The sequence below is a fragment of the Microbacterium sp. K24 genome (assembly GCF_004794465.1).
Classification (GTDB): domain Bacteria; phylum Actinomycetota; class Actinomycetes; order Actinomycetales; family Microbacteriaceae; genus Microbacterium.
The window spans coordinates 20067-39929 of the sequence record NZ_SSDJ01000154.1 but is presented as its reverse complement, the minus strand read 5'-3'; the positions used below and the strand labels follow the sequence as shown (position 1 = coordinate 39929).

At 69.0% G+C, this 19863-nt stretch carries 18 protein-coding genes; 3 read left to right on the top strand and 15 right to left on the bottom strand.

All coding sequences use genetic code 11. The features are described 5' to 3' along the window. Nucleotides 1-118 precede the first annotated feature (118 nt). The 9 genes from iolC to DW306_RS20195 form a co-directional block, all read right to left on the bottom strand. Nucleotides 119-1090 carry a 5-dehydro-2-deoxygluconokinase gene (gene iolC, locus DW306_RS20235; RefSeq protein ID WP_136057372.1) on the bottom strand — a complete coding sequence of 324 codons (972 nt, stop codon included), beginning with the start codon at nucleotides 1088-1090 and terminating at the stop codon, nucleotides 119-121. Between the two features lie 118 nt (nucleotides 1091-1208). Further along, on the bottom strand, nucleotides 1209-2375 hold the full coding sequence (locus DW306_RS20230) for an aminotransferase class I/II-fold pyridoxal phosphate-dependent enzyme (RefSeq protein ID WP_136057371.1): 1167 nt from the start codon (nucleotides 2373-2375) through the stop codon (nucleotides 1209-1211). A gap of 81 nt (nucleotides 2376-2456) precedes the next feature. Further along, entirely contained in the window at nucleotides 2457-2798 is a 342-nt protein-coding gene (locus tag DW306_RS20225; RefSeq protein ID WP_240747290.1) for an L-rhamnose mutarotase, read from the bottom strand. Beyond that, entirely contained in the window at nucleotides 2795-4102 is a 1308-nt protein-coding gene (locus DW306_RS20220; RefSeq protein ID WP_136057370.1) for an MFS transporter, read from the bottom strand. Before DW306_RS20220 ends, DW306_RS20225 begins: the two co-directional genes overlap by 4 nt. Nucleotides 4103-4171: 69 nt before the next feature. Further along, the gene (locus DW306_RS20215; protein ID WP_136057369.1) at nucleotides 4172-5629 is read right to left on the bottom strand and encodes an L-fucose/L-arabinose isomerase family protein; all 1458 of its coding nucleotides are present in this window, start codon (nucleotides 5627-5629) and stop codon (nucleotides 4172-4174) included. 65 nt (nucleotides 5630-5694) lie between these two features. After that, complete coding sequence (locus tag DW306_RS20210; RefSeq protein WP_136057368.1) at nucleotides 5695-7149, bottom strand: L-fucose/L-arabinose isomerase family protein; 1455 nt, start codon at nucleotides 7147-7149, stop codon at nucleotides 5695-5697. Nucleotides 7150-7194: 45 nt separating this feature from the next. Further along, the gene (locus DW306_RS20205) at nucleotides 7195-8199 is read right to left on the bottom strand and encodes an ABC transporter permease (RefSeq protein ID WP_136057367.1); all 1005 of its coding nucleotides are present in this window, start codon (nucleotides 8197-8199) and stop codon (nucleotides 7195-7197) included. Further along, entirely contained in the window at nucleotides 8196-9725 is a 1530-nt protein-coding gene (locus tag DW306_RS20200) for a sugar ABC transporter ATP-binding protein (RefSeq protein ID WP_136057366.1), read from the bottom strand. Before DW306_RS20200 ends, DW306_RS20205 begins: the two co-directional genes overlap by 4 nt. A gap of 49 nt (nucleotides 9726-9774) precedes the next feature. After that, nucleotides 9775-10785, bottom strand: coding sequence for a substrate-binding domain-containing protein (locus DW306_RS20195; RefSeq protein ID WP_205814219.1), 1011 nt, complete (start codon nucleotides 10783-10785; stop codon nucleotides 9775-9777). 192 nt (nucleotides 10786-10977) lie between these two features. On the opposite strand from DW306_RS20195, the gene DW306_RS20190 reads away from it, so the two are divergent. Next, a complete protein-coding gene (locus DW306_RS20190; RefSeq protein WP_136057365.1) occupies nucleotides 10978-12006 on the top strand; it encodes an alcohol dehydrogenase catalytic domain-containing protein in 1029 nt (342 codons plus the stop codon). Nucleotides 12007-12103: 97 nt separating this feature from the next. After that, entirely contained in the window at nucleotides 12104-13111 is a 1008-nt protein-coding gene (locus DW306_RS20185; RefSeq protein WP_136057364.1) for a LacI family DNA-binding transcriptional regulator, read from the top strand. An 18-nt stretch (nucleotides 13112-13129) separates the two neighbouring features. On the opposite strand, the gene DW306_RS20180 is transcribed toward DW306_RS20185, so the two are convergent. The 6 genes from DW306_RS20180 to DW306_RS20155 form a co-directional block, all read right to left on the bottom strand. Continuing rightward, nucleotides 13130-14188: a zinc-binding dehydrogenase gene (locus tag DW306_RS20180; protein ID WP_205814218.1), complete on the bottom strand. Its 1059-nt coding sequence runs from the start codon at nucleotides 14186-14188 to the stop codon at nucleotides 13130-13132. A gap of 124 nt (nucleotides 14189-14312) precedes the next feature. Further along, entirely contained in the window at nucleotides 14313-15137 is an 825-nt protein-coding gene (locus DW306_RS20175) for a sugar nucleotide-binding protein (protein ID WP_136057363.1), read from the bottom strand. Between the two features lie 47 nt (nucleotides 15138-15184). Further along, nucleotides 15185-15865 carry a GntR family transcriptional regulator gene (locus tag DW306_RS20170; RefSeq protein ID WP_168429392.1) on the bottom strand — a complete coding sequence of 227 codons (681 nt, stop codon included), beginning with the start codon at nucleotides 15863-15865 and terminating at the stop codon, nucleotides 15185-15187. A 136-nt stretch (nucleotides 15866-16001) separates the two neighbouring features. Continuing rightward, a complete protein-coding gene (locus tag DW306_RS20165; protein WP_136057361.1) occupies nucleotides 16002-18260 on the bottom strand; it encodes a heavy metal translocating P-type ATPase in 2259 nt (752 codons plus the stop codon). Next, nucleotides 18257-19177 carry a heavy-metal-associated domain-containing protein gene (locus DW306_RS20160; protein ID WP_136057360.1) on the bottom strand — a complete coding sequence of 307 codons (921 nt, stop codon included), beginning with the start codon at nucleotides 19175-19177 and terminating at the stop codon, nucleotides 18257-18259. The genes DW306_RS20165 and DW306_RS20160 overlap by 4 nt, the downstream gene beginning before the upstream one ends. After that, on the bottom strand, nucleotides 19174-19386 hold the full coding sequence (locus DW306_RS20155) for a heavy-metal-associated domain-containing protein (protein ID WP_136057359.1): 213 nt from the start codon (nucleotides 19384-19386) through the stop codon (nucleotides 19174-19176). Before DW306_RS20155 ends, DW306_RS20160 begins: the two co-directional genes overlap by 4 nt. A gap of 107 nt (nucleotides 19387-19493) precedes the next feature. Between DW306_RS20155 and DW306_RS20150 the strand changes: the two genes are divergently transcribed. Next, nucleotides 19494-19811 carry an NIPSNAP family protein gene (locus DW306_RS20150; protein WP_136057358.1) on the top strand — a complete coding sequence of 106 codons (318 nt, stop codon included), beginning with the start codon at nucleotides 19494-19496 and terminating at the stop codon, nucleotides 19809-19811. The last annotated feature ends 52 nt before the right edge of the window (nucleotides 19812-19863 follow it).

The window sequence follows — 19863 nt, the reverse complement described above, 5'->3', positions numbered from 1 at the left end:
GGCGGCGATGATGAAGAGCCGCCCGTCTCCGCCGAGCAGCGGACGTCGGCGACGGCTGCGAAGTGCTTCGCCGATGAGCTCGGGGTTCTCCGCGCGGATCTGGCGGATGCGCGCGATGTCAGGCATTCGCCACCGCCTGCCCGATGAATCGCTCGACCTCGGCGGAGTCCGGCATGGCCGTGGAGCATTCGCGCCTGCCCGCGACGATGGCTCCGGCCGCATTCGCCCAGAGCATGATCTTCTCCAGTTCCCATCCTTCGACGAGGCCATGGCAGAGGGCGCCGCCGAACGCGTCGCCCGCGCCCAGACCGTTCACGACGTCGACGTCGAACGGGGCGACCTCGACGCGTTCGTCTCGGGTCTTCGCGAGCACGCCCTTCGGCCCCTGCTTCACGATGGCCAGCTCCACACCGCGCGCCAGGAGGGCGTCAGCCGCTCGGTCGGGGTCGGTCTCGCCCACGGCGATCTCGCACTCCTCGCGGTTGCCGACGGCCACCGTCACGTGGTCGAGCGCGCGCGACACCTCTTCCCTGGCCGCCTCCGCGCTCTCCCAGAACATGGGGCGGTAGTCGAGGTCGAGCACCGTGAGCGGCCGGCGCGCGCGGGCCTGCCACGCCGCGTGATGGGCGGAGCGGCTCGGTTCGCGACTCAGTCCCGTGACGGTCGACCAGTACACCCGGGCGCCGGTCACCGCGTCGAGGTCGAGTTCCTCCGGATGGATCACGAGGTCGGGTGCGATCGGGTCGCGGTAGAAGTAGAGGGGAAAGTGGTCGGGCGGAAAGATCTCGCAGAACGTGATCGGCGTCCGAAGGTCGGCGACGACGCTCACGAACTCGTCCGAGACGCCCAGTCGCCGGAGCTCTCGTCGAACGTAGACCCCGAACGGGTCGTCTCCCGTGCGGCTGATGAGCGCCGCCGACCGGCCATGTCTGGCCGCGGCGACCGTGACGTTGGCGGCCGACCCGCCGAGGTACTTGCCGAAGCTCGTCACGTCCTCGAGGCCGACGCCGTCCTGCAGCGGATACAGATCGACGCCGACGCGCCCGATGGCGAGGACGTCGGGCGGCGCGACGGGGAGGGAAGGGCTCAAGGGTGATCCTCTTTGATCAGGAGACTTTGTTCTTACAAAGAGGTTAGGGCGTGCGCAGACGATAATCAAACACCTGGACCCGAACGTGTCCCGATCTGCCGAGTCCCGCAGCCCGGCCTCAGCGCCGCGCCAGCGCCTCCGCCATCCGGTCGACAGCCTGCTCGATGATCGGGCGCGGGGTCGCGAACACGAACCGCATGAACCCGACGCCGGCGAGCCCGGTCGCCGATCCGTCGGTCAGCGCGACGCCCGCCTTCTCGCGGAAGAACTCGGCAGGCTGCTCGCCGAGATCGAGCGCCCGCGCGTCGAGCCAGCCGATGTACGTGCCCTCGGGTGCCCGGTAGTCGATCTCGGGGATCTTCGCGGCGAGGGCCTCACCGAGGAACCGGCGGTTGCCGTCGAGATACTGCACGACCTCGGCGAGCCAGGCGCGATCGTCGCGGTAGGCCGCCGTGTTCGCGATGACGCCCAGGTTGCTCGCCCCGTGCGAGGCCATCATCCCGATCGGCTCCCAGACGGCGCGATCGGCCTCGTTGCTGAGGATGATCTGAGCCGTCTTGAGTCCCGGCAGGTTCCAGGCCTTCGACGCGGAGGTCGCGGTGACGGTGTGGGCGGCCGCGGCATCCGAGATCGAGGCGTACGGCACGTGCGCCGCCGGCGTGTAGACGAGCGGCGCGTGGATCTCGTCGGAGAACACCCGTCCGCCGTGCCGCTCCACGACCTCGCTCACCGCGAGCAGCTCCTCCCGGTCGAACACCCGCCCGACCGGGTTGTACGGATTGCAGAGGATCAGCAGGCTCGCCCCCGCGCGGAAGGCGGCGTCGATGCCGTCGAGGTCGAGCGCGTAGCGGCCGTCGGTCACCGTCATCGGCACCTGGATGACCTCGCGCCCCGCCATCGGCGGCACCGAGAGGAACGGCATGTACGCCGGTGTCGGCACGATCACGGGTGCGTCCGGACGGGAGAAATGCTCCATCGCCAGCTGAAGACCCTGGATGACATCCGCGATCGGGTGGACGTCGGATGCCGGCACGGCCCAGCCGTACATGTCGTTCAGCCACTCGGAGGTCGCCGCCGACATCTCGTCCGACAGCGTCGCCGGCAGGTAGCCGAACAGCCCCTGGTCGACGGCGGCGTGCAGCGCCCGCGAGATGCCCGGCGCGACGCCGAAGTCCATCTCGGCCACGAAGGCGCCGACCGCATCCGGGAACATCGACCATTTCAGCCCGCCGATGCGGCGGAGGTGGTCGACGTCGATGGCGTCGAAGGCGGAGGCGAGGGTCATGCGTGCTCCTGTCGGTCGGGCGGCGGGGATGCCTCATCCATCTTCGCCCGGTTCTCACCCCGCCGGCCCGACCCTCGAACATCAGGCGAGGTGGAAGTACTCCTCGAGTTCGTCGAGCGCGGCGTCGGGCCGTCCGCTCTCGAAGTACTCCGCCATCGATGACTGCCAGCGGGCATTCACCTCCCGACGAGCCAAGCTCGACTGCGCCCGGGCGAAATCCTCGGTCTCCAGGTAGCCGACGACCATCCCGTCGGATCGCCGGAGGAAGAGGGAGTAGTTCGACCATCCGGCCTCGGTGAGAGCGGCGAGCATCTCGGGCCAGACATCGGCGTGATCGCGCAGGTAGTCCTCGATGCGATCCGGTCGGAGCTGCATCGTGAAGCACACGCGCTGCACGCCGGGAGTGCGCGGCGACGACGTCATCGGGCCGCCGTCCCCTCGGACGCGGCGACCGGAGTGCCGTAGCGCTCGTCCTCGATCTCCTGCAGGCTCTTCCCCTGCGTGCGCGGCGCCCAGATCGCCCCGACGAGCAGCGCGACGGTGAGGAAGCCGACCATGATGAGGCCCACGTTCGGCACGCCGACGGAGGTGAGCAGCACGGGGAAGAAGTAGCTCAGGAAGCCGATCGCCAGCCGTGCGGCGAAGAACAGCAGACCCTGCGCGCTCGCACGGTAGCGGGTGGCGAAGAGCTCGCTGGCCCAGAGGCCGTAGAACGCCTGCGCGCCGATGCCGCACGACAGACCCCACGTCACCGCGAAGGTCACGAGCGTCGCCGTTCCCGGTTCGCCGAAGACGAGCACGATCCACCCGAGGATGCCGAGGGCCGCACCGATGACATACAGCAGGCGACGCGACATCCGGTCGGCCAGCTGCATGAAGCCGAAGTACGTGGCGATGACCGTGCATCCCCACACCAGCACCTGGAGGAGACTCTGCTCGACGACGCTCTCGACACCCGCCGCCGCGTACACGCGGGGCATGAAGATGCCGGCTTGACCGGCGACGACGCCCCAGAACCCGTAGATCCCGAAGAGGAACAGCAGCGCCTTGACGTTGACGCGCTTCGAGAGCAGCGCTCCGAAGCCCCGCCCGGTGGCAGAAGGGACGGCGTCCCGATCGCGGCCGGCCTTCTGGTCCTTCCAGAGCTGCGACTCGGGCAGTCCCTGCCGCACCCACCACACGATCGCGGCGACGATGAAGAGGTGGATGAAGATCATCCGGCTGCCGAAGAGCTCGAGCGGTGCGAGGAGGGCGGCGAGCGCGAAGCCGACGAGCGGACCGAACGACCAGGCGAGCTGCGCGGTGCCGACGTGCTTGGCGCGGTCCTTCGACGGCGCCTGCTCGGCGATGTAGGTCCAGGATGCCGGGACCCCGGCTCCGACCGCGATGCCGGTGAGGATGAACCCGAGGAACAGCATCGGCACATTGACGGCGAACGCCGCGAGCAGGATGCCGATCATGAACACGACGAGGTCGTAGGTGTAGATGAACTTGCGACCCAGCTTGTCGCTCAGCGGCCCGCCGAGCATCGCGCCGATGGCGGCGCCGAAGGCGTTCGCGCTGAAGGCGGCGAGCAGTCCCGCCGTGAGGTCGCCGAATCCGAGCTCCGCCTGCCAGAAGCCGAGGCTGGTGGCGATGGCGATGATCGAGCCCGCCTCGATGTAGTTCGACATGGCGACGGCGATGGTCGCCCGCCATCCGGTCGTGGAGGTGCTGCCGAGTTTCATGGGTTTCTCCTTCGATGATGTTCGCACCCGTCGCGGGCGCCGTGAAGTGCTGTGCGGACGAGATCTCGACTAGCGGACGGAGACCTCGCGGAACTCGATGCCGAGCAGGTTCGCCGCCGCCTGGAAGTCCTGCGCGCGGTGACCGGTCGACAGAGCCCAGTGGTGGTCGACACCGCTCGCGCTCCACTCGTCGACCCACTCACCGGGGTGGCAGCCGAAGTCGACGCGCGAGGTCGTGTTGCCGATCTGGAGGAGCGGGCCGGGGACGACCTCCCCCTCCGACGCGACGAAGACGTAGCGGCCGTCGCGCTCCTGCCCGATCCCGAAGGTGGTGACCGGACCGGCCTTCACGTCGAACTCGACGCTCACTCCCCATCCGCGCTTGCCGTGGTAGATGCCGAGCCCGCGCAGCAGCGGATCGCGCTGACTGATGGCGAGGTGCGCAGGCCCGTCGTGCCCCATCTCCACCACCCCGTCGAAGAAGTTCAGCGCCTGGATCTCGGTGAACGACCCGCCGGCGCCGAGGGTGTCGGCGACGAGCATCGCGATGCTGTTCCGCAGCTCGTACTCGCCGGCCATCGGGATGCCGCGCGCCGTGAGCAGCGAGGCGCCGAGGATCATGCCCGCGCCGAGGCGCTCGTGCTGTTCGCCGTTGAGTCCGCGGTGGTAGTAGGCCATCGAGTCCAGCGCGAAGTCGTCGACGAGCCGGTCGAGTCCGACCGACACCTTCGCGCCCCAGGCGAGGTCGTCCTCGTCGACGGTCTTCTCGTCGAGCACGAACACCTCGCGTGCCAGCGCGACGCGCTCCGTCACCTCCGCATCGGTCACCTGCTGGACGCGCACCCGCAGGTCGTCGAACTCGACGACCTCGACGTGCGAGCCGAACTGGGTGGCCACCGAGGTCAGGTCGGTGGACACGTCGAGCATCCCCGGGTAGAGGTGGCCCATCAGGCCGTGCCGCGCGTGCCGGAGGGTCGCGCGCACATCCGCCGCGGCGATCCATCGCTCGATCCGCGTCCAGGCGTGCTCGTCGCGGAGGTATCCCGAGACGGAGCGGAACTCGATCCCGCCGCGGCGGAACACGTTCCCGACCTCGGGGACCGCGCACTGTCCGCAGTACGCCAGCCACTGCCCCGTGTCGAAGGTCGCGTGGTCCATCGACTCCGTCGGCTGGAGATCGATGACCAGCACGGGGGCACCGGACCGCTGAGCTATCGGCAGCACCATCGACGCGGTGAGGTACGTGGTCAGGAACACGACGATGAGGTCGGGGTCGGCGATCCGGAGCTTCTCCGCCGCGACCGCTGCCTCCTGCGGGTCCGAGATGAACCCCACGTCGGTCACGTCGGCGTCGAGCTTCTGGAACCGCTCGGTGACGTACCGGGACGACTCCTTCAGCTGCGGCAGCAGATCGGGGAACTGTGGCCAGTAGGCTCCGAGTCCTCCGGCGACGAGGCCGATGCGCGTCTTGCGGCGCCGGATGCGGGGAAGAAGTTCTGCGGTACGGGCACGCCGATCATCGCTCATGGTGATCTCCTGGTTCTCTTTCTCTCTGTCTGTACGTCTGTGTCTGTGTGTCTGTCCGGCGGGGCCTACGGCTGGATCCGGCGGAACTCCGCGCCGAGCAGGTCGGCGAGCACCTCGATGTCCCTCGCCAGGTGGCCGACCGCCATCGACCAGTGGTGGGTCGATCCGGACTGCGCCCAGGCGTCGGTCCAGTCCCCCGGGTCGCATCCGAAGTCGACGCGCGTCGTGGTGTTGCCGATCCTGATGGCGGGTCCCGCGACGGCCGTGCCCTCGGACGCGATGAAGCGCAGGCGCCCGTCGTGCATCTCCCCGATGGAGAACTGGGTGACGGGACCGGGGCGCACAGTGGCCTCGACGGATGCTCCGCCGCCGGACTTGCCGTGGAAGACCTCGAGGTTGCGCAGCACCGGACGGTCGGAGGTGAGCGACGCGTCCGCCGCGTCGTTGTGTCCGAGTTCCACGTGCCCTCGGTCGAAGTCGAGGGCCTGCCCTTCGGTGAAGGTCCCGCCGCCTCCGAGCTGTCCGGTGATGAGCATCGCGAGCCCGGCACGGAGCTCGAACTCGGTGACGGTCGGAATGCCGCGGGTCGACAGCAGGGTGGCGCCGATCGGGAACGCGGTGGCGAGCCGACTGTAGATGTCGTCGGAGTTGCCCATGTGGAAGTACGCGAGCGTGTCGAGGTCGTACTCCTCGATGAGCCGGTCGAGGGCGACCGACACCTGCGCCTGGAAACGGATGTTCTCGCGATCGGCGCCGGAATCGATCGAGAAGATCTGCTCGACCGTGCGGAGCTTGGTCTCGGCATCCTCGTCGGTCACGCCCTCGTACAACCGCCGCAGGTCGTCGAGCTCGAGGATCTCGACATGACCGCCGAAGGTGGCGTAGGTCGACGTGATGTTCGACGCGATGTCGAACATCCCGGGATAGAGGTGTCCGAGCAGGCCGTATCGGCCGCGGCGCAGCGTGGCCACCACGCCGGTCGCCCGGATGTAGCGGCCGATCTTCTCCCAGGCGCGCTCGTCGTCGAGGTGACCGGAGACGCTGCGGGCAGGCAGTCCGAGACGCTCCAGCGCGACGCACATCTCGGGGAGCCCCGCCGAACCCGCGTAGCCGAGCCAGTCCCCGGTTCCGAAGTTCTCGTGGTCCATGCTCCGGCCGGGCTGCAGGCAGACGAGCAGGATCGGCGCACCGCCGTATTTGAAGATGGGCAGCACCTGCGCGCTGGTCATGTACGTCGACACGAAGAGCACGATCAGGTCGACGTCGGCCTGCCGGATGCGGTCGGCTGCGGCGGCTCCGTCGACCGGGTCGGACACCACGCCGAAGTCGGTGACCGTGGCGCCGATGCCCTCGATCCGGGAGGCGATCGTGGCCGCCGACGAGCGCACGGTGTCGAGCAGTCCGTCGAACTGGCCCCAGTACACGCCGAGTCCGCCCGAGACGAGCGCGATCTTCGGATGCTCGGAGGTCACGCGGGTCAGCGGCTCCGGAGCGATCACGGGAAACGGGTGAGATGTCATGGTCGGCCTCGGTTCTCTGTGTGCGGCAAGCGGACGGCGGAGTGGTCAGTCAACGGTCTTCTTCCCTCGCCTGCTCAGGAGGATGTTGATCAGGACGGAGACCACGATGATCGCGCCCGACACGACGTCCTGGATGTACGAGTTGACGCCCAGGAGGATGAGGCCGTTGCCGATCATCGCGATGAAGATGACGCCGAGGAGCGTGCCGAGCATCGAGCCGCGTCCTCCGGCGAGTGCCGTGCCGCCGACGACGACGGCGGCGATCACGTCGAACTCGAGCCCGGTCGCCGCCCCGCTGTTGCCCGACCCGAGGCGCGCCGTGAGCAGGATGCCGACGACGGCCGCGAGCAGGCCGGTGATCGCGAACACGGCGATCCGGGTGCGCGTCACGTGGATGCCGGAGAGCATCGCCGCACGCGCGTTGCCGCCGACCGCGAAGACCGATCGGCCGAAGCTCGTGCGGGTCGACACGAAATAGAAGACGACGAACAGCAGGAAGAAGACCACGACGGGTGTCGGCACCGGTCCGATGGACCCGGCGAGGAGATCGAGGAAGTCGTTGGTCTCGACGGGCACGGGCAGGGCGTTGGTCATGAACTGGGCGAGCCCGCGGTAGGCGCTCCAGAGACCGAGCGTGACGATGAACGAGGGGATGCCGAGAACGGCGCGGAGCCATCCGGCCAGGCCTCCGACGACGAGACCGCCGACGAGGACCGCGATCATTCCGCCCGGGAGGCCGATGCCCCACGGCCCCGCCATCTCGGCGAGCATCACCGACCAGAAGGCGACCGCCGGGCCGATGCTGATGTCGATCTCGCCCGCGACGATGACGAGGGTCGCTCCCCACGCGACGATGCCGACGGTGGCCGCGTCGCGGAGGATGCTCCACACGTTGTTCCCGGTCGCGAAACCGGGGGCCACGCTGGCGAGGACGATCGCGAGGACGATGATCGCGACGGCGAGCCCGATCTCGTTGATGCGCTGCGTGTTGAGAGCACGGAAGAGCGGAGCGCGTGTGCTCCGGGTGGGGGTGCTCGACGTCGTTGTCATGAGGGGTCCTTCCGATCAGAGGGAAGATCAGGGCCGGCGATGGCGCTCGTGAGGATGGCGTCGGTGTTGATCCGAGGCGCCCGGTGCTCCTCGACGATCCGTCCTCCGCGGAGGACGATCACCCGGTCGCAGACGGACGGCAGCTCTTCCATCTCGCTCGACACGAAGACGATCGAGGTGCCGGCGGCGGCCAGATCCCGCATCAGCGCGTAGATCTGCGCCTTCGCCTCGACGTCGACCCCGCGGGTCGGCTCGTCGAGGAGGAGGATGTCGCTGCGTGCGTGCAGCCATCGGCCGATCACGGCCTTCTGCTGGTTGCCGCCGCTGAGGGTGTCGATCTCGGCGCGGGGCGAGGCGGTCTTGATGTGGAGTCGGTCGATCAGCGCGCGAGCGGCGTCGACCATCTTGCGGGGAGACGTGAATCCGCCGGAGGACACGGCCTTCCAATCCGAGGCGAGCATGTTCTCGTCGACGCCGAGGGCCGGGAAGATCCCGTCCTGCTTGCGGCTCTCCGGGGTCATCCCCACCCCGCTGCGCAGGGCCGCCCGATGTCCGCGACCGGTGAGATCGCGACCCCGCACCCGCACCGTTCCCGACGCCGGCGCCGTGAGGCCGCTGATGATCTGCAGCAGCTCGGTGCGTCCGCTCCCGAGCACTCCGGCGATGCCGAGCACCTCGCCCTCGTGCAGGGTGAGCGAGGCGCCGTGCAGATACGGCTCCTCGTGGATGTCGGAGACTTCGAGCACGACGGCGCCGGGATCCGACGTCGCCTCGCTGATCGGGGCGAAGTCGTCGACGGCGTTCCCGATCATCATCTGCACGACCTCGCGGGTGTCCACCTCGGCCAGGCTGCGGGTGTCGATCAGGCGGCCATCCCGCATCACCGAGGCGGTGCTCGCGATCTTCCTGATCTCGCCGAGCCGGTGGCTGACGTAGAGCACGGCGACACCGCTGGCGGCGATCGCCTGCACGGCACGGAGCACGCGATCGACCTCGGCCGCGGCCAGCGAGCTCGTCGGCTCGTCGAGGATCAGGAGCCGAGGCTCGTCGTGGATGGCGCGCGCGATCTCGACCAGCTGCTGATCCGCGACGCTCAGCTCGTCGACGACGCGACCGGGGTCGATGCGCAGATCCAGCCGAGCCAGCGCCTCGCGCGTCGCGGCATGCATCCGCCGGTAGTCCAGCGCGCCGAACGAGGAGGGCCAGCGGCCCATGAACATGTTCTCGGCGACGGTCATGCTGCCGATCAGCGAGAGCTCCTGGTAGACGGTGCGCACCCCCAGCCGGTGCGCGCCGTCCACGCCCGCGCCGCCGAGCAGTTCGCCGCCGAGGAAGACCTCGCCGCTGTCCGGGGCCTCGGCCCCGGACAGCAGACGGATGAGCGTCGACTTGCCCGCACCGTTCTTGCCGAGCAGCGCACGGACCTCGCCGGGGGCGATCGCGAAGCTGACGTCGGTCAGCGCGACGACCGGACCGTACGACTTGGATGCGCCGGTGACCTCGGCGACGTACTCGTCGGATGCCATCTCCGTGCCTTCTTCCGGTGGTGAGGGTGTCAGCGGTGGACAGCCCGGATCACGGAATCCCGTCGGGGTGGGTCTCCAGCCACTCCGTGCCCTGGTCGGGCGTGCTGTACACGTCGATGGGCACAGGGACGGTGAACTCCTGCGACTCGCCGTCGTGGACGGCGATCGCGGCGGCGATGGCCGCCTTGCCCACGGCGATCCCGGAGACGTCGATCGACGCCTTGAGGATGGTGTTGTCCACGAGAGCCTTGGCGAGATCGGCGGTCATGTCCGAGCCGAAGACGACGGTCTTCCCGGTGAAGCCCTTGTTCTCGACGGCCTTCACGGCGCCGATCGCCGCGCCGCCGGATTCGCCGTAGAACGCGTCGATGTCGGGATTCGCGGTCAGGATGTTCTCGGCCACGCCGATGGACTCGGTCGGGTCGCTGCCCTCCTGGTTGGCGACGAGCGTGTAGTCGATCCCGCGTTCGGTGAGCGCTTTCTCGAAGCCCTCGCGCCGGCTCACGCAGACCTCGACGAACTCGCAGTTGAGCACGGCGATCTGCGGGGCGTCGATGCCGTTCGCCTCGAAGTAGTCGGCGGCGGCTTCGCCCGTCTTGTATCCGAACTCGACCGGGTCGCCGAAGGCGTAGGCCTTGACGTACTTCTGCGCGTCGTCGTCGTTGATGCACGTGTTGTAGCAGATGACCGGGATGTCGGCCGAAGACGCGTTGCGCAGTGCGGCGACCGAGGCATCGGCGGAGACCGCCGAGAGCAGGATGGCGTCGACCTGCGACGAGATCAGGGTGTCGATGAAGGCGGACTCCTTGGAGGCGTCGGCCGCGGCGTTCGTCTCGACGAACTCCACCTTCTTGCCGGCCTCCTCCGCACCGAGCTCGACGCCCTTCTTGACTCCGGCGTAGAAACCCTGCGTATCCAGGTAGATGGCGCCGATCTTGAGAGTGTCGTCGTCGGTGGAGCCTCCGGATCCTCCCGACTGTGCGGCGCACCCGGTCAGGGCGAGACCGAGGACGACGGCGATGGCCGCAGCCCTCCGAATGCGTGATGCTGTGAGATCCACGATGATCCCTTCCGCGCCGCCTGGCGCTTCTGGCTTCTGATTCACCGCAACGTCTTCGGTGCGGTATAGTCCCTGAAACTGAAACGTCTCAGGTAGCGGCCCCAACTTTATGCTCAGGTCGGGAAGATCGTCAAGCGAAGTTCGGAAAATGCCGCGAATCCGAGCGCAGAACCCTGAAGAAAGCAGGCGAACATGTCAACGACGACATCGGCAGGAACACCTCGGACGATGCGCGCGCTCGTCCTTCACGGCCCGCAGGATCTCCGCTTCGAAACGCGAGACGCACCGGTCGCGGAACCCGGAGAAGTGCTCGTCGAGATCGGCTCCGTGGGCGTGTGCGGCTCCGACAAGCACTTCTACCTGGAAGGGCGGGCGAGCAGCGAGATCGTCACGGAACCGCTCGTGCTCGGTCATGAGTTCGGCGGGCGCATCGTGCAGGCGGGATCGGAAGCGGATGCCGCACTGGTCGGTCGTCGCGTGTCCGTCGAGCCGCTGATGCCCGACCCCCGATCCCCCGAGGCGCGGCGAGGCAGCTACAACCTCGATCCCGCTCAGAGGTTCTTCGGGGTCCCGGGCACCGACGGCGCTCTGCAGCAGTACCTCCGTGTGCCGGTGCAGAACGCCTTCGTCATCCCCGATTCCGTCAGCGACGACGCGGCGGCCATGGTGGAGACGATCTCGGTGTCGCTCAACGGCATCCGCAAGGCAGGGGTCGCGGCAGGCAGCCGCATCCTCATCACGGGCGGCGGGCCGATCGGTCTCTTCGCCGCACAGCTGGCGTTCCTGCACGGAGCGTCGCGCGTCGTGCTGGTCGAACCGCAGGACGAGCGGCGGGCCACGGCGGCGAGCTACGGATGCGAGGTCGCCTCCGACCTCGCCGACGTCGACGAGCGGTTCGATGCGGTCGTCGAATGCACGGGCGTCGGCGTGGTCCGCCACGACTCCTGCCTGAAGGTGGCACCGGGCGGGAAGGCGATCTTCATCGGCGTCGGGGCGCAGGACGCATCGATCCCGATGCCCGCGATCATCGAGCGAGAGGTCTCCGTGCAGGGCGTCATGCGCTACGCGTTCACGTGGCCCACGGTCATCGAGGCGCTCGCCGCCGGGCGCATCGACGCCGACTCCCTCGTCTCGCGCGCCCTGCCCTTCGATCGGGCGATCGAGGCGTGGACGGTGCCGCTCGCGACCGAGGTGAAGACGATGATCCGGGTGAACGGCTGACGGGCGGACGATATATATTCGGGTACGGTCCGACAGCGCCTGCCGGCGTCGTCATCCGCGTCTCTGAGTCGCGGGGATCCCCCTTCTTGGAGAGCACGTGGACACTGAGCGACAGCCCGACCAGATCGACGTCGCACGGCTGGCGGGCGTCTCGGTCGGCAGCGTCTCCACGGCGATCAATCGCCCGGATCTGGTGTCGGAGAAGATGCGCGCCCGAGTCCAGGCGGCGATCGACGAGCTCGGCTACGTGCCGAACCGCTCGGCCGCGACGCTGCGGCGCGGCGGAGCGAGTCGTGTGCTCGGCCTCATCATCCCGGAGATCACCAACGCGTTCTACGCGGCGATCGCGGATGCCGTGGTCAACGCCGCCGACAAGCACAACTACGCCGTGTCGCTGTGCGTGACCCACGAGGACCCGGCACGTGAGCGGCGCCACTTCGAGATGCTCGCGCAGCAGCGGGCCGCCGGGGCACTGGTCGTGCCGATCAACCCCGAGGCGGAGCGGCTCGCGATGCTGCGCAGCATCGGCACGCGCATCATCCTCGTCGACCGGCTGATCGACACGGCACAGGGCTGCTCCGTCGCCGTGGACGACGTGTACGGCGGGCACCTGGCCGTGCAGCACCTCCTGTCCACCCCCGGCGAGGGGATCACGCTCGTCAACGGCGAAAGATCCATCCCCCAGTGCCGTGATCGACACGCGGGCTCCGTCGAGGCGCTCCGGGAGAAGGATCGCTCCGAACGCGACCTCGTCGAGATCACCGTCGACGAGATGACGGTCGATGCCGGTATCGCGGCGGCGGAGCGGATCCTCGCGTCGGGCGCTCCGCGCCGCATCTTCTGCATCAACGACCAGCTGGCGACCGGCGTGCTCGAGGGGCTTTCACGACGTGGCGTCTCCGCACCGCACGACGCCCGGGTGATCGGATACGGCGACCTCGGACTCGACGGACGCCACGCGCTGTCGACGATCGGACAGCCGAAGGACGCCATGGGCGAGCATGCTGTCGAGCTGCTCCTGGACGAGCTCAACGACGGCGCCAACCACTCGCATTCGGCGGAGGTCATCCGCCCGCACCTGATCGTGCGGGAGTCGACCGCCTGACCCGACGCAGCTGCGGGGTCACGGGAGGAGCACGACCTTCCCGGTCGCGCCCGCCGCGGCGATGCGGTACGCCTCGTCGGCCTGCTCCAGTGAGAATCGGTGACTCACGACGACCTCGGGGTGCAGCCCCTCCGCCGCGAGCATCCGGGTCAGGTCCTCCATCCCCTGCAGAGACGTGACCCACGAGGCGGTGATGGTCAGGTGCTTGTGCAGGAGCGTGTCCGAGACCTCGGTCTCCAGGGCGCCGCCCTCTCCGAGCAGCGCCGTGCGCCCCCACTCCGCAGCGGCGGCGAGCGCGACCGACCGGCCCGGCGTGCTGCCGGAGGCATCGACGGTGACCTCGCAGCCTCTGCCGTCGGTGAGAGCGAGCACGGCCTCGACGGCGTCGTCATCGGCCACGACGATGTGATCGACGAGTCCGAGCCCGCGGACGAACTCGATCCGTTCCTGGTTGCGCTCGATGCCGATGACGCGACGCGCACCTCGCATCCGTCCGATCATGGCCGCCGCGAGTCCCACCGGGCCGAGCCCGACGACCAGCAGGTCCTCTCCTCCGTGCAGACCCGTGCGCTGGAGACCCTCGTAAGCCGTGCCGAATCCGCAGGCGATGAGTGCTCCGTCGGTGTATGTCAGCGGCGGGATCAGCGGGATGCACTCCGTCTCGTCCACCAGGACGAACTCGGCGTGCCCGCCGTCGCGCTGCCAGCCGTAGGCCTCTCGTCGCGTCACGTCCGTGCAGCTGATGCCGTACCCCGCGCGACAGTTCCGGCAGACCCCGCATCCGTGGATGTGGTAGACGGCGACGTCATCGTCCACCCGGAATCGGCGCACGCCTTCCCCCACGGCGACGATGCGTCCGCACGGCTCGTGGCCGGCGATGACGCCCTTGTAGGCCGGCGCACCGTCGAGTCCCTTGTGGGTCTTGTACCCCCGGTAGATGTAGCCGATGTCGCTGCCGCAGATGCCCGACGCACCGGTGCGGATCACCACCTGTCCATGGCCGGGCTCCGGCACGGGGAAGTCGCGGACCTCGGCCGTCGCATCGCCCGGAAGAATCACACCGCGCACGGTCGTCACCTCTCGTTCCTCGTGATGCGTCGTCGCATCCGACTCCCGCCAACCTACGAGCAGGCGTCCCGGCTGCGGAATGGGGCATCCGGTCGTCGACCTGGACGATCCGACGGCCCGCGGCGGCGGATGCTCAGCCCGCTGGTGTTGCCGCGATCATCTCGGCATACCCCTCGCGGTAGGTCGGATACTCCAGGGCGCCGAGCAGCGTCAGGAGCAACGACCCATCATGCACGAGGCCGGTCGCCTCCGCCGACGGATCATCCGGCGGAGCATCCACTCCCAGCGTCTGGGCGATGTACGCAACGACGTCGCCGAGGGGCGCCGGCGCCCGGTCGAGCGCGTGCACGAGCGCCGGCGGCTCCGGCATGCGCAGCAGCAGGTCGAGCGCGCGGACGAGGTCGGTCTCGTGGATGCGGTTCGTGCGGCGGCGGTGGTTCACGGCCTTGCCCTCGCGCACCTGGCGCAGGAGGAAATCCCGGCCCGGCCCGTAGATCCCCGCCGGCCGCACGACCGTCGCCGAGAACAGCTCGATCGCCGCACGCTCGCCGTCGAAGAGACCTCGCGACCGATCGGACGACGGCGCGGGGTCGTCCCGCTCGGTGATCGGATGATCGGATGACGAGCCCTCGAACACCCCTGTCGACGAGACGAACACCGTGCGTGCGGGAACCGACGGCAGGGCGTCGGCGAGGTGCGTCAGCACCCGGCGATAGCTGTCGACCGCGCCACCCGGCGGGAGCGTGACGACCATCGCGTCGACCTCGGGCAGGTTCGCCGTCAGCGGGGCGGAGAGGTCCGCGCGGATGCCGACGACGCCGTCGGGCAGAGCGCCGTCGCTGCGCCGCAGCGCGAACACCTCCCCGCCGTCGGCCAGCAGGCGGGAGGCAAGACGGCGCCCCAGTTTGCCGAAGCCGACGAGCAGCGTGCGACGAGGGGGCGGCTGCGTGACGGTCATCCTGCGAACGTACCCGCATTTCCCGACCGTTGCGGTCGCGACGCTGTTCAGTCGCCGCTGAGGCTGAACACGTCGCGGGCTGCGCGTTCCGCTCCGTCGACGTCGCCGTCCCGGATGAGCTCGGCCAGCGCGGCGGCGGCGTTCTCGCGCTGCATCCGCTGCGCCGTCGACAGCGATACCCGGCTCAGATCGCGGATGACGAGGTACCAGGCATCGCCCAGGAAAAGGCGGAACAGCGGATTCTGCGCCCGGTCGCACAGGTGACGGAGCAGGTCGGCCTGCGCCGACAGCCAGTCTCCGTCGGCTGCGATCTCGGATGCCACGTCGCGCGCGAGCGCGGCCGCACGGTCGCGTTCCGCGTCATCGAGCTTCGGGACCGCGAACCGGACGATGCATCCCGCGCTCAAGGCGGCGAACTCCCTCGTCGCGGTGATCGACTCCGTCGTGACGTCCGCGACGATGGTGTGCCTGCTGGGGTAGATCTCGATCATGCCGATGCCCCGGAGCCGCTGCATCGCCTCGCGGATCGGAGTGCGCGAGATGGCGAACTCCTCGGCGAGAGAATGGTCGCGCAGCCGGGCGCCGGGAGGGTAGGTGCCGTCAGCGATGCGGAGCGCGAGGTGCTGGAAGATCTCGTCGACCCGGATCGGCGACCCCACGGATGTGCCGAAGGACGAGGGGCGATCGATCCGGCTCTCCCGGACAGGCGTGAAAAGCACGTGCAGCACCCCCATTCGTTGAACTCTCGCTCGGATCGCCAGAGCGAGGTTCCACGCTACGCGTTCACCGTTCACGCCTCCGATCCGGTGTGTGAAGGGTCTTCGAGGAGACCGCAGACGCAGAGCGGGATCACGCAGAACAGGCTCAGTCCCGCGCGATGCTCCGGAATCCGCGCAGGCGCAGGCTGTTGCCGACGACGAAGACGCTGGAGAGCGCCATCGCCGCGCCCGCGAGCATGGGGTTGAGCATGCCGAGGGCGGCGACGGGGATCGCCGCGACGTTGTAGGCGAAGGCCCAGAACAGGTTCGTCTTGATCGTTCCGAGCGTCTTGCGCGACAACCGGATGGCGTCGACCGCGCTGCGCAGATCGCCCCGCACGAGGGTGATGTCGGATGCTTCGATCGCGACGTCCGCGCCCGTTCCCATCGCGAGCCCGAGGTCGGCCTGAGCCAGGGCGGGAGCATCGTTGACGCCGTCGCCGACCATCGCGACGACCTTGCCCTCGCCCTGGAGCCGCCGGACGACGTCGACCTTGTCAGCGGGGAGCACCTCGGCGATGACCTCGTCGATGCCGACCTCCGCGGCGATCCGCCGCGCCACGGCCTCGTTGTCACCGGTGAGCAGCACCGGGGTCAGACCGAGGGCCTTGAACTGCGCGATCGCCTCGGCACTCGTCGGCTTGACCGCGTCCGCCACGATCAGGATGCCGCGCGCCCGACCATCCCAGCCGACGGCGACGACGGTCTTGCCCTGGCTCTCGGCATCCGCCTTGGCATCCGCGATCTCCGGACTCAGGTGCTGCGACCACTCGGCCAGCAGCGACTCGCGCCCCACCAGCACGGCGTGCCCGTCGACGACGCCCTGCACGCCCTTGCCCTCGATGTTCGCGAAGTCCTCCGGAGCCGAAAGGGTGCCGACCTCCTGCGTCGCGCCCTTCGCGATCGCCTGGGCGATCGGGTGCTCCGAGGCGTCCTCCAGCGCTCCGGCCAGGCGCAGCAGCTGGGCCCGATCGGTGCCCGGCTCCAGGACCGCGTCGACCAGGGTCATCCGCCCCGACGTCACGGTGCCGGTCTTGTCGAGCACGACGGTGTCGACCGTGCGGGTGGATTCCAGCACCTCCGGACCCTTGATGAGGATGCCCATCTGCGCCCCGCGTCCGGTGCCGACCAGCAGCGCCGTCGGCGTCGCGAGCCCGAGAGCGCACGGGCAGGCGATCACCAGCACGGCCACCGCCGCGGTGAACGCGGCGGCCACGGGGAACCCGGCGCCCAGCCAGGCACCGAGCGCCACGACCGCGATGACGATCACGATCGGCACGAAGACGCCCGAGATGCGGTCGGCGAGCCGCTGCACCTCGGCCTTGCCGGTCTGCGCCTCCTCGACGAGCCGGGCCATCTGCGCCAGCTGCGTGTCGGATCCGATCCGGGTGGCCCGCACGACGAGCCGACCGCCGACGTTCGTGGTCGCGCCGGTCACCGCATCTCCCGACGCGACCTCGACCGGAACCGACTCCCCGGTCAGCATCGAGGCATCGACCGCGGACGTGCCCGACACCACGACCCCGTCGGTCGCGATCTTCTCCCCCGGCCGCACGAGGAACTCGTCGCCCACCCGCAGCTCGTCGACGGGGATCTTCCCCTCCACACCGTCGCGCACGACCGACACCTCTTTCGCGCCGAGCTCCAGGAGGGCCCGCAGTGCAGCGCCCGCCTGTTTCTTCGACCGCTTCTCGAAGTACCGTCCGGCGAGGATGAACATCGTCACGCCCGCGGCGACCTCGAGGTAGATGTTCGCAGCGCCGTCGGACGGCGCGAGCGAGAACTCGAACGGATGCGTCATGCCGGGGGTGCTGGCCGTACCGAAGAACAGGGCGTACAGCGACCAGAGGAACGCGGCCGAGGTGCCCATCGAGATGAGCGTGTCCATCGTCGCCGCGCCGTGGCGCAGGTTCATCCAGGCGGCGCGGTGGAACGGCCATGCCGCCCACACGATCACCGGGGCGGCGAGCGCGAGCGACGCCCACTGCCAGTACGTGAACTGCAGCGCCGGGATCATCGCCATCGCGATGACCGGGATCGTCAGCACGATCGAGCCGATCAGACGGTTGCGCAGAGAGCGCAGCTCCGGGTCGACCTCGTCGGCATCGCCACTCGTCACAGCACCCTTCGGTGCGGGCACCGCGGCCGTGTATCCGGTCTTCTCGACCTCCGCGATGAGGAGCGCCGGGTCGTACCCCTCCGGCACCGTGACCTTCGCCTTCTCGGTCGCGTAGTTCACCGTCGCTGTGACGCCGTCGAGCTTGTTGAGCTTCTTCTCGATCCGCATCGCGCAGGAGGCGCAGGTCATCCCGCCGATCTCCAGCTCGACGCCGGATCCGGCCGTCTGGGGCAGTGAGGTGGTCATGAGTGATCACCGTGTGCGGCGTCGACCACGAACTCGGCGGTGCGTACGACGCCGTCGACCTGGAAGTCGAGGTACAGCAGGTAACGACCGGCGGTCGGGGCCTCGGCGAAGAAGACGATCTCGGGGCCTGCGGTGTCGCCCGCCGCGGGCTCATCGCCCTCGGCGTGCACATGCAGGAAGGCCAGATCGCCCTCGCGCAGGGCGACGAGGTGGCCGAAGGCGCCCAGGTAGGGTTCGAGCTCGGTCACCGGCTCGCCGTCGCGAGAGATCGTGATGGTCAGCTCGCTGGCGGCCCCGGTGACGACGTCTCCCTCGAGCGAGACCGTGAAGCCGTCGACCTCGTCGACCCGGCTCGGCTGCGTCTCCACGGGGGTGAACGCGCCGGCGACCTGCACGATACGCGAGAGCGTCAGGTTCGCGGCATCCTCTCCCGCCGTCGTGAAGTCGGCGAACACCCGGTAGGTACCGGCATCCGCCCATGTCCACGGCACCGACCAGGTGCCGGTGGACTCGTCGAGCTCCGGGTGCACGTGCTCGAAACGGCTCCCGTCGGATCGAGCCACGATCAGATGCAGGTCCTTGTCGTGCGCGGTCGTGTACGAGGTCACGGGCTCGCCGTCGGCATCCTGGATCTGGAAGCTCAGCTCGCCGGCCTCGCCGATGACCGCGGGAGCCGTGATCGGCGACAGCACGTACCCGTCGATGCTGATCGAGAGCCCCTTCAGCGCGCCGGCCAGTTCGGATGCCGAGGATGCCGACTCCGTCTCGTGTCCTGCTCCGTGCTCTTCCATGTCGCTTCCCTCCTGCACTTCCGTGACGATGTCATCCGGCGCCACGGCTGCGGCGATGCCGAAGGCTCCGCCGAACGCCACCGCCAATCCCGCTCCGAAGAGCGCCAGCCGCGCGCCGGTCTTCATGACGCGCGCACCGCCGAGTAGCCGGCCTCTTCGACAGCCGCGAGGATCTGTGCGTCGTCGATGTCTGCCGCGCCGGTCACGGAGAGCAGGCCGGTCTGGGCGCTCACCTGGATGTCGTCGACACCCGCGATCTGGCCGACCTCTTCCCGGACCGACATCTCGCAGTGTCCGCACGTCATTCCGGTCACCTGGTACTCGGTCGTCGTCATGTCGTCCTCTTCTCGTCTCGGGATACCCCACCGGGGTATCTGGAACAACTGTATACCCCTCGTGGGTATTCCCGAAACCCCGCGCGGCCGCGAGTATCGTGGGCCCCGTGATCACTTGCGTCGTGACGTACACGGTCGACCCCGCCAAGATCGAGGCATTCGAGGAGTTCGCCCAGGCCTGGATGGAGCTCGTCACCCGGCACGGCGGCATCCATCACGGCTACTTCCTGCCGTCGGAGGGCAAGAGCGACGAGGCTCTCGCGCTCTTCACCTTCCCCTCGCTGGCGGAATACGAGATCTACCGCGAGCGCTTCGGCGTCGATCCCGAGTTCGTCGCCGCCGATCGGATCCGTGATGAGAGCGGATGCGTGCTCCGCTACGAGCGCACGTTCATGCGTCCCCTGCTGCCGGACACGGCGCTCTGACGGCGGGATGGCGTCGACCGGATCGCGCTCCGGTTCGCGATGCGACCAGGTA